This window comes from Streptomyces sp. NPDC037242 (assembly GCF_055604165.1).
This window is the reverse complement of the sequence record NZ_JBVJUY010000042.1, coordinates 1-12,436: the sequence shown is the minus strand read 5'-3', so window position 1 is coordinate 12,436 and position 12,436 is coordinate 1. Positions and strand designations below refer to the sequence as shown.

The window sequence follows — 12,436 nt, the reverse complement described above, 5'->3', positions numbered from 1 at the left end:
GGGAATGCGAGACGGTGGGGGGGGGGACAACCACCCGGGGGGGTGGGGGGGGCGGGGGGGGGGGGGGGGGGGGGGGCCCCCCCCCCCCCCCCCCCTCCCGTTCGTCCGGACCGCTGACTACTTGACGGCCTTCAGCGCGTCGACGACGCCGTGGCCGTAGTAGCCGGTCTGGCCCCACTTGCTGTTGCAGGTGGTGGCGTCGACCAGCGCGCCCGTGGAGTCGTAGACCTTCTCGGGGCACGCCACCTTCGTGGCCTGGGCCTTCAGCAGCGCCTGGAGCTGCGAGGGCGTGGCGTGCGGGTGCCGGCTCTTGAGCAGCGCGGCGACGGCGGCGACGTGCGGGCCCGCCATCGAAGTGCCCTGCTTGTAGCCGTAGCCGCCGCCCAGGACGGTCGACAGCACGCGGCCGTTGGCGTCCGGGGTGGCCGGGACCTGGTACTTGTCGCCGCCGGGGCCCGCGACGTCGACGACGCCGAGGCCGTAGCTGGAGTAGTACGCCTTGAAGCCCTGGTCACCGGTCGAGCTCACCGTGACGACACCCGGCAGCTGGGTGGGCAGGTCCAGGCAGACCTTGGGGTCGATGGTGCGCGGCAGCGGGGTGGTGTCGTTGGGGCTGCTGGCGTCGTCGATCGTGGCGCCCGCCAGGTCGTGGTTCGAGTTGCCGGCCGAGGCCACGCTGAGCACGCCCTTGCGCTCGGCGAACTTCGTCGCCCGGGCGAGGGCCTCCACCAGCGCCTTCTGGTCGTCGTCCGACTTGCAGTTGTAGAGCCAGGGGTCGACGTAGTAGCTGTTGTTGGTCACCTCGATCCCCTTCTCGGCGGCGAACATGAAGCCGCAGACGACCGCCTCGGTGTAGAAGAGGCTGGTCGCGGGCTCGCTCACCTTGATCGCGGCGACCTTGACGCCGGGCGCCACGCCGCTGATGCCGATCCCGTTGCGCGCGGCCGCGATGGTGCCCGCCACGTGGGTGCCGTGGTCGCTGCCGTCCGCGTACGGACGCCAGGCGCCCTCGGTGGTGTCCGCGACGCCGCCGACACAGTTGGCGGACTGGTCCTTGGAGAAGTTCGGGGCGAGATCCGGGTGGGTGTCGTCAACACCCGTGTCGATGACACCCACGGTGACGTCCTGGCTGCCATCGTTGATCTTGTGAGCCTGGTCGGCCTTGATCGCACGCAGGTCCCACTGGTTGGACTCCAGGGGCTCCTGCCCCGGCTCGGCCTGCGCCGCGGCCTTGGCGGCGTCCGCCGCGCTCAGCTGCTGCGTGGTTCCCTCCTCGGTGGTCTGCACCACCGAGAGGGGGGCCGTACGGGTGGCGCCGACCGAAACGAACAGGCTGCGCTGGGCCCGCAACTGCTTGGCGAAGTCCGGGTTCTGGGAGTGCGCGACGACGACCCCGATCTGCTCATAGGCCGTCACCACCGTTCCGCCGGCCCGCTCGATCGACTTCTTCGCCTGCTGCACCGTGCCGTACGCGGTCAGGTTCGCGACGTACGACAGCTTGGGTCCGGTGGTGTCGGCCTTGGCGGCGGCAGCCGCGTCCGCCGTGTTGCCGAGCGGAGCGGCGGAGGCCGCTACCGAGGGCAGGAAGGCGAGCGAGGCCGTGAGCGCCAGCCCGACCGGAACGGCGAGAGCGCGCCGGCGACCGGTTCCCAGATGAGCCATGGGTTCTCCACATCATCGTGATCGTGACAGAGCCGTGCGGGCGCGGTCGCGCCCGACGGGTTCATGTCACGTGAACCTAGTGCTGACATTCGGTCTTGCGCCATCAGTTCGAGAAATCAGTTTCCAAAGAAACATCTGGTGTTGAACCATCCCGACGCGCCGACCGTGCCGTTGACAGGGGGGATCAGCGCCACCGTCCCCCCACACGGATGTTGTTTTGTCCGTAGTCCCCACCGCACCCGCGTCACAAGGAGAGTCCCCCGTGACCACCGAAGCAGCGCCGCCGCCGGGCAGCGCGGGAGGGCCGTCGGCGACCCCGACGGCCGAAGAGTTCGTGGCCGTGCAGCAGAGCGCCGAGTTCGCAGAACTGCGCGGCTCCTACCGCTCGTTCGCCTTCCCGCTCACCGTGGCCTTCATCGCCTGGTACCTGCTCTACGTCCTGCTGTCCAACTACGCGGGCGGCTTCATGGGGACCAAGCTCTTCGGCAACATCAACGTCGCCCTCGTCCTCGGCCTCGCCCAGTTCGCGACGACCTTCCTCATCGCCTGGCTGTATTCGCGGCACGCCGCCGCCAACCTCGACCCCAAGGGCGCGGCCATCAAGGCACGCATGGAGGCCGGAGAATGAGCGCAGCGCTCCCCCTGACGACGATCGCCGCCGGAGCCACCGAACACCGTCCGCTGATCATGACCCTGTTCGGGCTGTTCGTCGTCGCCACCCTGATCATCACGATCTGGGCCGGCCGCCAGACCAAGGACGCCGCCGACTTCTACGCGGGCGGCCGCCAGTTCACCGGCTTCCAGAACGGCCTCGCCATCTCCGGCGACTACATGTCCGCCGCGTCCTTCCTCGGCATCGCCGGAGCCATCGCCCTCTTCGGCTACGACGGCTTCCTGTACTCCATCGGCTTCCTCGTCGCCTGGCTGGTCGCCCTGCTGCTCGTCGCCGAGCCGCTGCGCAACTCCGGCCGCTACACGATGGGCGACGTGCTCGCGTACCGGATGCGCCAGCGGCCCGTCCGTACCGCCGCCGGCACCTCCACGATCGTCGTCTCGATCTTCTACCTGCTCGCCCAGATGGCCGGCGCCGGCGTGCTCGTCTCGCTGCTCCTGGGCATCACGAGCGACGGCGGCAAGGTCGCCGTCGTCGCGCTGGTCGGCGTCCTGATGATCGTCTACGTGACCATCGGCGGCATGAAGGGCACCACCTGGGTCCAGATGATCAAGGCCGTCCTGCTGATCGCGGGCGCGCTGCTGGTCACCTTCCTGGTGCTGCTGAAGTTCAACTTCAACATCTCCGACCTGCTGGGCAAGGCGGCCGAGAACAGCGGGCAGGGAGTCAAGTTCCTGGAACCCGGGATGAAGTACGGCAAGGACTCGCTCACCAAGCTGGACTTCATCTCGCTGGGCCTCGCCCTGGTCCTGGGCACCGCGGGCCTGCCGCACATCCTGATCCGCTTCTACACCGTCCCCACGGCCAAGGCCGCCCGCAAGTCCGTGAACTGGGCCATCGGCATCATCGGCGCCTTCTACCTGATGACCATCGCCCTGGGCTTCGGCGCCGCGGCGCTGCTCAACCGGGACGAGATCATCAAGTCCAACAAGGCCGGCAACACGGCGGCGCCGCTCCTCGCCCAGGAGATCGGCGGCGGCGCGGGCTCCACCGGCGGCGCGATCCTGCTCGCCGTGATCTCCGCGGTCGCCTTCGCCACCATCCTCGCGGTGGTCGCCGGCCTGACCCTGGCCTCCTCCTCTTCCTTCGCGCACGACCTGTACGTCAACGTCATCCGCAAGGGTCGGGCCACCGAGCAGGAGGAGGTCCGCGCGGCCCGCTGGTCGACCGTGGTCATCGGCGCCGTCGCCATCGGCCTCGGCGCCCTCGCCCGCGACCTCAACGTCGCCGGCCTGGTCGCCCTCGCCTTCGCGGTCGCCGCCTCCGCCAACCTGCCGACGATCCTCTACAGCCTCTTCTGGAAGCGCTTCACCACCCAGGGCGCGCTGTGGTCCATCTACGGCGGCCTGATCTCGGCGGTCGGCCTGGTGCTGTTCTCGCCGGTCGTCTCGGGCAAGCCGACCTCGATGTTCAAGGACGCCGACTTCTACTGGTTCCCCCTGGAGAACCCGGGCATCATCTCCATCCCGTTCGGCTTCCTCCTCGGGTGGCTGGGAACCGTCCTGTCCAAGGAGAATGCGGACCCCGAGAAGTTCGCCGAGCTGGAGGTCCGCTCCCTCACGGGAACAGGGGCGCACTGAGATCAACCGAACACCGAGCGTGGCCGCGTCGTAGGTCTCTACGACGCGGCCACGTTACGTATCGTTCATTCGGGCACCTCTACCGGACACACGTGTCGCGTAGTCTCGAAATAGAACGCGTGAAGTAGATCCAACCTTGCGCTACCTCGACATCCGGACAGGGGAGGGGGCCCACAGTGCTTCTCGACACCTACGGCCGCGTGGCCACTGACCTGCGCGTCTCGCTCACCGACCGGTGCAATCTGCGCTGTACGTACTGCATGCCCGAGGAGGGCCTGCAGTGGCTCGGCAAGTCCGACCTGCTCAGTGACGAGGAGATCGTCCGGCTGATCCGCATCGCGGTCACGCAGCTGGGGATCACCGAAGTCCGCTTCACCGGCGGCGAGCCGCTGCTGCGGCCCGGCCTGGTCGGCATCGTCGAGCAGTGCGCGGCCCTGGAGCCGCGCCCCCAGATGTCCCTGACCACCAACGGCATCGGCCTCAAGCGCACCGCGCAGGCCCTGAAGGCCGCCGGTCTGGACCGGGTGAACGTCTCCCTGGACACCCTGCGCCCCGACGTCTTCAAGACCCTCACCCGCCGCGACCGCCACCACGACGTCATCGACGGCATGGCGGCGGCCCGCGAGGCCGGCCTCACCCCGGTCAAGGTCAATGCCGTTCTGATGCCGGGACTCAACGACGACGAGGCCCCCGACCTGCTCGCCTGGGCCGTGGAGAACGAGTACGAACTCCGCTTCATCGAGCAGATGCCGCTCGACGCCCAGCACGGCTGGAAGCGCGAGGGCATGATCACCGCCGGGGACATCCTGCAGTCCCTGCGCACCCGCTTCACGCTCACCGAGGAGGGCGCCGACGAGCGCGGCTCCGCCCCGGCCGAGCGCTGGGTCGTGGACGGCGGCCCGGCCACCGTCGGCGTCATCGCGTCCGTCACCCGGCCCTTCTGCGGGGCCTGCGACCGTACGCGGCTCACCGCGGACGGCCAGGTCCGTACGTGCCTGTTCGCCACCGAGGAGTCGGACCTGCGCGCCGCTCTGCGCTCGGGCGCCCCGGACGAGGAGATCGCCCGGCTGTGGAAGCTGGCGATGTGGGGCAAGAAGGCGGGCTCCGGTCTGGACGACCCGTCCTTCCTCCAGCCCGACCGCCCGATGTCGGCGATCGGCGGCTGACGGACAGCCCGCGCTCAGGCGCGGTCCGAGCCCTCCGGCTGCACCCACTCGTCGAGCTTCACGACGTCCTTGAGGAAACCGCGGACCCCCAGGAACTGGGAGAGGTGTTCGCGGTGCTCCTCGCACGCCAGCCAGGTCTTGCGGCGCTCGGGCGTGTGCAGCTTCGGGTTGTTCCACGCCAGGACCCATACGGCCGCGTCGCGGCAGCCCTTGGCGGAGCAGGTGGGTGCTTGTTCATCGGCGGAGTCGGGGCCGGGGAAGAGGGGGAAAGTCACGCCTCAACCCTACAAACCCCTGAGACGGAAGGGCGACGCCGAGCAGCCACGGGGGGAGCTGCCCGGCGTCGGTCCGTCGCTCCGACGGGGGATGCGGAGCGCGTAGGCAGTATGTCACGCACGACCCGGTGCGGTGCACCGGAACTTCATGATTGATCTGAGCTTTTCTTGAGGTTTGCCGTCCCCAGTGCCGGGTGCACAGGTGACGGGATGAAGTGCGAGGGCAGCGAGGGCGCCGACTCGCGCCCCGCATTGGCGATGACCACCGCAACGTACGGCAGCAGCGCGCCCGCGACCAGCGTCACGACGGCCACATGCCGTTCCACGTTCCACAGGACCACGGTCGCGATGACCGACAGGGTCCTGATGACCATCGAGATCACGTACCGGCGCTGGCGTCCCCGCACGTCCTCGGCGAGCCCCATCCGCGCCCCGGTGATCCGGAAGACCTCGGCCCCGTTCCGCTTCTTCCGCTCCACGCTCCACCACCCGATCGACCGCCGGACACTCCCCGGTCCGGACCCTTCCACCGTACGCCCGGCGTCCAGAGCCGGGCAGGGCGGGTGTCCCCCGAACGGCCCTGCCCGAAATGCGCAGTACGCCGGACGGGCCGAGACTGGGCCCACATGCGCACAACGCGCCAGGAGGAGGCTCGACATGCATTGGTTGTGGGCGATCATCGTCGGATTCGTGCTGGGCCTCATAGCCCGGGCCATCCTTCCGGGCAGGCAGCACCAGCCCCTCTGGCTGACCACGCTCTTCGGCATCCTCGGCGGCGTGCTCGGCAACGCCGTCGCCACCTGGATCGGAGTCAACGACACCAAGGGCATCGACTGGATCCGGCACTTGCTGCAGCTTGCCGGAGCCGTCGTCGTCGTCGGACTCGGCGACATGATCTACATGGCGCTCCGGGGCAACAAACGGCAGATGACCTGACGCGGGACATGACGGAGGGGCCGGCCGGACAGTGCGTCCGAACCGGCCCCTCCGCCGCGCCCTGTGGCGTACGGGCCTAAGAGCCGTCAGCGCCCGTGACCTCGACCGCGGCCAGGTTCTTCTTGCCCCGGCGCAGCACCAGCCAGCGCCCGTGCAGCAGGTCGCCCTCGGCGGGGACCGCGTCCTCGGCGGTGACCTTCACGTTGTTCACGTAGGCACCGCCCTCCTTCACGGTCCGGCGCCCGGCCGACTTGCTGGCGACCAGCCCGGTCTCCGCGAAGAGGTCGACCACCAGGCCGAGCTCGGCGACCTCGACGCGCGGCAGCTCCGACAGGGCCGCGGCCAGCGTGGCCTCGTCCAGCTCCGTCAGCTCGCCCTGGCCGAACAGCGCCTTCGACGCGGCGATCACGGCGGCGGTCTGGCCGGCGCCGTGCACCAGCGTCGTCAGCTCCTCCGCCAGCGCCCGCTGCGCGGCGCGCGCCTGCGGCCGCTCGGCGGTCTGCGCCTCCAGCTCCTCCAGCTCCTCGCGGGACTTGAAGGACAGGATCCGCATGTAGGTGGAGATGTCCCGGTCGTCCACGTTCAGCCAGAACTGGTAGAACGCGTACGGGGTGGTCATCTCCGGGTCGAGCCAGACGGCGCCGCTCTCGGACTTGCCGAACTTGGTGCCGTCCGCCTTGACCATCAGCGGGGTCGCCAGCGCGTGCACGTGCGCACCCGGCTCGACCCGGTGGATCAGGTCGAGTCCGGCCGTCAGGTTGCCCCACTGGTCGGAGCCGCCCTGCTGGAGCACGCAGCCGTAGCGCCGGTACAGCTCCAGGAAGTCCATCCCCTGGAGCAGCTGGTAGCTGAACTCGGTGTAGCTGATGCCCTGGTCGGAGTCGAGCCGCTTGGCGACCGAGTCCTTCGTCAGCATCTTGTTGACGCGGAAGTGCTTGCCGATGTCCCTGAGGAACTCGATGGCGGACATGCCCGCCGTCCAGTCCAGGTTGTTCACCATCAGCGCCGCGTTCTCGCCCTCGAAGGACAGGAACGGCTCGATCTGGGTACGCAGGCGCGTCACCCAGTTCGCGATCGTCTCCGGGTCGTTCAAGGTCCGCTCGGCGGTCGGCCGCGGGTCGCCGATCTGACCCGTGGCCCCGCCGACCAGCGCCAGCGGCCGGTGGCCGGCCTGCTGGAGCCGGCGCACGGTGAGCACCTGGACCAGGTGCCCCACGTGCAGTGAGGCCGCCGTCGGGTCGAAGCCGCAATAGAACGTGACAGGACCGTCCGCGAACGCCTTGCGCAGCGCTTCTTCGTCGGTGGACTGGGCGAAGAGCCCGCGCCACTTCAGTTCGTCGACGATGTCCGTCACGGTTTCTCGACTCCTTGGATCTCTGGAAATGCCGTGGTCAGTCTAGTGCTGCGGCCCGGTGCCGCGGCCGGGAGGCGGTCAGACGCCCTTGCTGACCGAGCTCATGTTGAAGTCCGGGATGCGCAGCGCGGGCATCGCGGCCCTGGTGAACCAGTCGTTCCACTCGCGGGGCAGGGTCTTCTCGGTCCGCCCGGCCTCCGTGGCCCGCGACAGCAGGTCCACCGGCGACTCGTTGAAGCGGAAGTTGTTGACCTCGCCGACGACCTGGCCGTTCTCCACCAGGTAGACGCCGTCCCGGGTCAGCCCCGTGAGCAGCAGCGTCGCCGGGTCCACCTCGCGGATGTACCAGAGGCAGGTCAGCAGCAGCCCCCGCTCGGTCGAGGCCACCATCTCCTCCAGCGACCGGTCGCCGCCCGCGTCCAGGATCAGGTTCCCGAAGCCGGGGGAGAGCGGCAGCCCGGTCAGGCCCGCGGTGTGCCGGGTCGTGGTCAGCCGCGCCAGCTCGCCGCCGCTGATCCACTCGGTCGCCGGGACCGGCAGGCCGTTGTCGAAGACCGAGGCGTCGTCGCCCGAGCTGTGCGCGACGACGAAGGGCGCGGACTCCAGGCCTGGCGCGTTCGGGTCGCTGCGCAGGGTCAGCGGCAGCTCGGAGAGCTTCTCGCCGAGGCGGGTGCCCCCGCCGGGCTTGGAGAAGACTGTCCGGCCCTCCATGGCGTCGCGGGCCGCCGCCGACCACATCTGGTAGATCAGCAGGTCGGCCACCGCCGTCGGCGGCAGCAGGGTCTCGTACCGCCCGGCGGGCAGTTCGATCTTCCGCTCGGCCCAGCCCAGGCGTACGGCGAGCTCCGCGTCCAGAACGGTCGGGTCCACGTCCTTGAAGTCCCGGGTGGAGCGGCCGGCCCAGGCGGAGCGCTGGCGGTCCGGGGACTTGGCGTTGAGCTCCAAGGTGCCGTTGGGCTGGTCGTGGCGCAGCCGCAGCCCCGTGGAGGTCCCTACGTACGTGGAGACCAGCTCGTGGTTGGCGAAGCCGTACAGTTCCCGGCCGCCCGCCCGGGCCCGGGCGAAGGCCTCGCCGAGCGCCGGTGCGAAGTCGGCGAAGACCGCCGAGGAGGTCTCCGCCGGGGCGTCGGTGAAGTCCGGCGAGGCCGGGGTCCCGGTCACCAGCGGCTGGGCGTCCTCCGCCGGGTCCGCGCCCCGGGCGGCCGCCTCGGCGGCCCGTACCAGCGGCTCCAGGTCCGCGGCGGTGACGGCGGAGCGCGAGACGACCCCCGAGGCCGTGCCCTCCTTGCCGTCGACCGTCGCAATGACGGTGAGGGTCCGGCCGCGGGTGACGCCGTTGGTGGTGAGCGCGTTGCCCGCCCAGCGCAGGTTGGCGCTGGACTCCTCGTCGGCGATGACGACGCAGCCGTCCGCGGTGGACAGCTCCAGCGCCCGCTCGACGATCTCGTGCGGCTTGGTTCGAGTGGACATCAGCGTCCGGCCTCCTGCGTGGTGTTCAGGATGTTCACGTCGCGGAACAGCGCCGACGGGCAGCCGTGCGAGACCGCCGCGACCTGGCCCGGCTGGGCCTTTCCGCAGTTGAAGGCGCCGCCCAGGACGTACGTCTGGGGACCGCCGACCTTCTCCATCGAGCCCCAGAAGTCGGTGGTCGTCGCCTGGTACGCGACGTCGCGCAGCTGACCGGCCAGCTTGCCGTTCTCGATCCGGAAGAACCGCTGCCCGGTGAACTGGAAGTTGTACCGCTGCATGTCGATCGACCAGGAGCGGTCACCGACCACGTAGATCCCGCGCTCGACGCCGCCGATCAGGTCCTCGGTCGACAGCCCGCCCGGATCCGGCTGGAGCGAGACGTTCGCCATCCGCTGGACCGGCACGTGACCGGGGGAGTCGGCGTAGGCGCAGCCGTTGGAGCGGCCGAGGCCGGTGAGCTTCGCGATCCGCCGGTCCAGCTGGTAGCCCACCAGGGTGCCGTCCTTGACCAGGTCCCAGCTCTGCCCCTCGACGCCCTCGTCGTCGAAGCCGATCGTGGCCAGCCCGTGCTCGGCGGTCCGGTCACCCGTGACGTTCATGATCGAGGAGCCGTACTTGAGCTTGCCCAGCTGGTCGAAGGTGGCGAAGGAGGTCCCCGCGTACGCCGCCTCGTAGCCCAGCGCCCGGTCCAGCTCGGTGGCGTGGCCGATGGACTCGTGGATGGTGAGCCACAGGTTGGACGGGTCCACGACCAGGTCGTAGCGGCCGGCCTCGACGCTCGGCGCCCGCATCTTCTCGGCGAGCAGCCCGGGGATCTGCTCCAGCTCGGAGTTCCAGTCCCAGCCGGTGCCGGTCAGGTACTCCCAGCCGCGCCCGGCCGGCGGGGCGATGGTGCGCATCGAGTCGAACTCGCCGGTGGTGGCGTCGACGGCTACGGCGGTGAGCTGCGGGTGGATCCGCACCCGCTGCTGCGTGGTGGAGGTGCCCGAGGTGTCGGCGTAGAACTTGTTCTCGTGCACGGCGAGCAGCGAGGCGTCCACGTGGGCCACGCCCTCGGCCGCCAGCAGCCGGGAGCTGAAGTCGGCGAGCAGCGCCGCCTTCTCCGCGTCCGGCACCTCGAACGGGTTCACGTCGTAGGCGGAGATCCACGTCCGGTCCGCGTGCACCGGCTCGTCGGCGAGCTCGACGCGCTCGTCCGAGCCCGCCGCCTTGATCACCTGGGCCGACAGCTTGGCCATGGCCACGGCCTGCGAGGCCACCTTGGCGGCGCCGTCCATGGTCAGGTCCACACCGGAGGCGAACCCCCAGCTGCCCCCGTGCACCACCCGGACCGCGTAGCCGAGGTCGGTGGTGTCGGACCCGCCGGAGGGCTTGGCGTCGCGCAGCCGCCACGAGGCGCTGCGGATCCGCTCCAGCCGGAAGTCGGCATGGTCGGCGCCCAGCGCGCGGGCCCGGGCGAGCGCCGCGTCGGCGAGCGCCCGAAGGGGCAGCGCGGTGAAAGCCGCGTCGATGGAATGGGGCACGGAAGTCCTCCCGTGGTCGTTGCCGGTCGCCTCGATCATGTCGCGCTCGCGGCTCTTGTGCCTACATCTTTCTGTAGGGACTCGACAGAGCCCGTCCCAAGGCCCTGTGGGAGCCCGATTCTCCGTACGGGCGGTGCGACCTATAGGTTTTTGGTATTCAGAGCCGCTAGTCGAAAGGGTGATCCGTTGAGCCGCTCGGTTCTCGTCACCGGAGGTAACCGGGGCATCGGCCTCGCCATCGCCCGAGCTTTCGCGGAGGCCGGGGACAAGGTCGCGATCACGTACCGGTCGGGCGAGCCGCCGGCCGAGCTCGCCGCGCTGGGCGTGCTGGCCGTGCGCTGCGACATCACCGACTCCGAGCAGGTGGAGCAGGCCTACAAGGAGATCGAGGACAAGCACGGCGCCGTCGAGGTGCTGGTGGCCAACGCCGGCGTCACCAAGGACGCGCTGCTCATGCGGATGTCCGAGGAGGACTTCGCGTCGGTCGTCGACACCAACCTCACCGGCACCTTCCGGGTGGTCAAGCGCGCCAACCGCGGCATGCTCCGCGCCAAGAAGGGCCGCGTCGTCCTGATCTCCTCGGTGGTCGGACTGCTGGGCTCGGCGGGCCAGGCCAACTACGCCGCCTCCAAGGCCGCCCTGGTCGGCTTCGCCCGCTCCCTCGCCAGGGAACTGGGCTCCCGCAACATCACCTTCAACGTGGTCGCCCCCGGTTTCGTGGACACCGACATGACGAAGGTGCTCACCGACGAGCAGCGCGCCGGCATCGTCGGCCAGGTGCCCCTGGGCCGCTACGCGCAGCCCGAGGAGATCGCGGCAGCCGTGAGCTTCCTGGCGTCCGACAACGCCGCGTACATCACAGGAGCCGTCATTCCCGTTGACGGCGGATTGGGCATGGGTCACTGATCACCATGAGCGGAATTCTCGACGGCAAGCGCATCCTCATCACCGGGGTGCTGATGGAGTCGTCCATCGCCTTCCACGCCGCCCGGCTGGCCCAGGAGCAGGGCGCCGAGGTCGTCCTCACCGCGTGGCCGCGCCCGTCGCTGACCGAGCGCATCGCCAAGAAGCTGCCCAAGCCGGTCAAGGTGATCGAGCTCGACGTCACCAACGACGAGCACCTGGCCCGCCTCGAAGGCCTCGTCCGCGACGAGCTCGGCGGCCTCGACGGCGTCCTGCACTCGATCGGCTTCGCGCCGCAGGACGCCCTGGGCGGCAACTTCCTGAACACGCCGTTCGAGTCCGTGGCCACCGCCATGCACGTCTCGGCGTTCTCGCTGAAGTCGCTGACCATGGCCTGCAAGCCGCTGTTCCCGGCGGAGGGCGCGGCCGTCGTCGGCCTCACCTTCGACGCGCAGTTCGCCTGGCCGCAGTACGACTGGATGGGCCCGGCCAAGGCCGCCCTGGAGGCCACCAGCCGCTACCTCGCCCGTGACCTGGGCAAGGAGAACATCCGCTGCAACCTGGTCTCGGCCGGTCCGCTCGGCTCCATGGCCGCGAAGTCCATCCCGGGCTTCTCGGACCTGGCCGAGGTCTGGAACTCCCGCTCCATGTTGGAGTGGGACATGAGCGACCCGGAGCCCACGGGCAAGGCCATCGTGGCCCTGCTGTCGGACTGGTTCCCGAAGACCACCGGTGAGATCGTCCACGTGGACGGCGGCCTGCACGCGATGGGCGCCTGACCGGGGCCCGCTCCATCCGTACGGCGGGGGGGGGGGGGGGGGGGGGGGGGGGGGGGGGGGGGGGGGGGGGGGGGGGGGGGGGGGGGGGGGGGGGGGGGGGGGGGGGGGGGGGGGG

General features: G+C 70.2%; 12 protein-coding genes. 6 read left to right on the top strand and 6 right to left on the bottom strand.

What is annotated here, in order from left to right:
- Nucleotides 1-117 precede the first annotated feature (117 nt).
- Nucleotides 118-1,662, bottom strand: coding sequence for a S8 family peptidase (locus ACZ7GJ_RS34290; RefSeq protein ID WP_470757335.1), 1,545 nt, complete (start codon nt 1,660-1,662; stop codon nt 118-120).
- Nucleotides 1,663-1,924: 262 nt separating this feature from the next.
- Here ACZ7GJ_RS34290 and ACZ7GJ_RS34285 point away from each other — a divergent pair, with 262 nt between their 5' ends.
- The 3 genes from ACZ7GJ_RS34285 to moaA all read left to right on the top strand — a co-directional run bounded on the left by ACZ7GJ_RS34285 (nt 1,925) and on the right by moaA (nt 5,081).
- Nucleotides 1,925-2,290: a DUF485 domain-containing protein gene (locus ACZ7GJ_RS34285; RefSeq protein ID WP_470757333.1), complete on the top strand. Its 366-nt coding sequence runs from the start codon at nt 1,925-1,927 to the stop codon at nt 2,288-2,290.
- Nucleotides 2,287-3,915: a solute symporter family protein gene (locus ACZ7GJ_RS34280; protein WP_470757331.1), complete on the top strand. Its 1,629-nt coding sequence runs from the start codon at nt 2,287-2,289 to the stop codon at nt 3,913-3,915. Before ACZ7GJ_RS34285 ends, ACZ7GJ_RS34280 begins: the two co-directional genes overlap by 4 nt.
- Before the next feature lie 176 nt (nt 3,916-4,091).
- A complete protein-coding gene (moaA, locus tag ACZ7GJ_RS34275) occupies nt 4,092-5,081 on the top strand; it encodes a GTP 3',8-cyclase MoaA (RefSeq protein WP_470757329.1) in 990 nt (329 codons plus the stop codon).
- Between the two features lie 14 nt (nt 5,082-5,095).
- Here the strand turns inward: moaA and ACZ7GJ_RS34270 are convergent, their stop codons facing one another.
- Together ACZ7GJ_RS34270 and ACZ7GJ_RS34265 are read right to left on the bottom strand one after the other, a co-directional pair.
- Complete coding sequence (locus ACZ7GJ_RS34270; RefSeq protein ID WP_470757327.1) at nt 5,096-5,356, bottom strand: hypothetical protein; 261 nt, start codon at nt 5,354-5,356, stop codon at nt 5,096-5,098.
- A gap of 146 nt (nt 5,357-5,502) precedes the next feature.
- Complete coding sequence (locus tag ACZ7GJ_RS34265) at nt 5,503-5,781, bottom strand: DUF3099 domain-containing protein (protein ID WP_470757432.1); 279 nt, start codon at nt 5,779-5,781, stop codon at nt 5,503-5,505.
- 232 nt (nt 5,782-6,013) lie between these two features.
- On the opposite strand from ACZ7GJ_RS34265, the gene ACZ7GJ_RS34260 reads away from it, so the two are divergent.
- Complete coding sequence (locus tag ACZ7GJ_RS34260; RefSeq protein WP_470757325.1) at nt 6,014-6,292, top strand: GlsB/YeaQ/YmgE family stress response membrane protein; 279 nt, start codon at nt 6,014-6,016, stop codon at nt 6,290-6,292.
- Between the two features lie 76 nt (nt 6,293-6,368).
- On the opposite strand, the gene tyrS is transcribed toward ACZ7GJ_RS34260, so the two are convergent.
- The 3 genes from tyrS to ACZ7GJ_RS34245 all read right to left on the bottom strand — a co-directional run bounded on the left by tyrS (nt 6,369) and on the right by ACZ7GJ_RS34245 (nt 10,678).
- On the bottom strand, nt 6,369-7,646 hold the full coding sequence (gene tyrS, locus ACZ7GJ_RS34255; protein WP_470757323.1) for a tyrosine--tRNA ligase: 1,278 nt from the start codon (nt 7,644-7,646) through the stop codon (nt 6,369-6,371).
- A gap of 78 nt (nt 7,647-7,724) precedes the next feature.
- Entirely contained in the window at nt 7,725-9,116 is a 1,392-nt protein-coding gene (locus tag ACZ7GJ_RS34250) for a metallopeptidase TldD-related protein (protein ID WP_470757321.1), read from the bottom strand.
- The gene (locus ACZ7GJ_RS34245; protein WP_470757319.1) at nt 9,116-10,678 is read right to left on the bottom strand and encodes a TldD/PmbA family protein; all 1,563 of its coding nucleotides are present in this window, start codon (nt 10,676-10,678) and stop codon (nt 9,116-9,118) included. Before ACZ7GJ_RS34245 ends, ACZ7GJ_RS34250 begins: the two co-directional genes overlap by 1 nt.
- A 147-nt stretch (nt 10,679-10,825) precedes the next feature.
- On the opposite strand from ACZ7GJ_RS34245, the gene fabG reads away from it, so the two are divergent.
- Nucleotides 10,826-11,545, top strand: a complete 720-nt coding sequence (gene fabG / locus ACZ7GJ_RS34240; protein ID WP_470757317.1) for a 3-oxoacyl-[acyl-carrier-protein] reductase — start codon at nt 10,826-10,828, stop codon at nt 11,543-11,545.
- Between the two features lie 5 nt (nt 11,546-11,550).
- Nucleotides 11,551-12,321 (top strand): enoyl-ACP reductase FabI, encoded by a 771-nt coding sequence (fabI, locus tag ACZ7GJ_RS34235; protein WP_365920953.1) that lies wholly within the window; start codon nt 11,551-11,553, stop codon nt 12,319-12,321.
- Nucleotides 12,322-12,436 lie beyond the last annotated feature (115 nt).

What these genes read in the sequence shown, in the direction of transcription:
- ACZ7GJ_RS34290 (WP_470757335.1), bottom strand. Translation starts at nt 1,662, where the DNA reads ATGGCTCATCTGGGAACCGGTCGCCGGCGCGCTCTCGCCGTTCCGGTC.
- ACZ7GJ_RS34280 (WP_470757331.1), top strand. Translation starts at nt 2,287, where the DNA reads ATGAGCGCAGCGCTCCCCCTGACGACGATCGCCGCCGGAGCCACCGAA.
- ACZ7GJ_RS34265 (WP_470757432.1), bottom strand. Translation starts at nt 5,781, where the DNA reads ATGGGGCTCGCCGAGGACGTGCGGGGACGCCAGCGCCGGTACGTGATC.
- ACZ7GJ_RS34260 (WP_470757325.1), top strand. Translation starts at nt 6,014, where the DNA reads ATGCATTGGTTGTGGGCGATCATCGTCGGATTCGTGCTGGGCCTCATA.
- ACZ7GJ_RS34250 (WP_470757321.1), bottom strand. Translation starts at nt 9,116, where the DNA reads ATGTCCACTCGAACCAAGCCGCACGAGATCGTCGAGCGGGCGCTGGAG.
- ACZ7GJ_RS34245 (WP_470757319.1), bottom strand. Translation starts at nt 10,678, where the DNA reads ATGATCGAGGCGACCGGCAACGACCACGGGAGGACTTCCGTGCCCCAT.
- fabI (WP_365920953.1), top strand. Translation starts at nt 11,551, where the DNA reads ATGAGCGGAATTCTCGACGGCAAGCGCATCCTCATCACCGGGGTGCTG.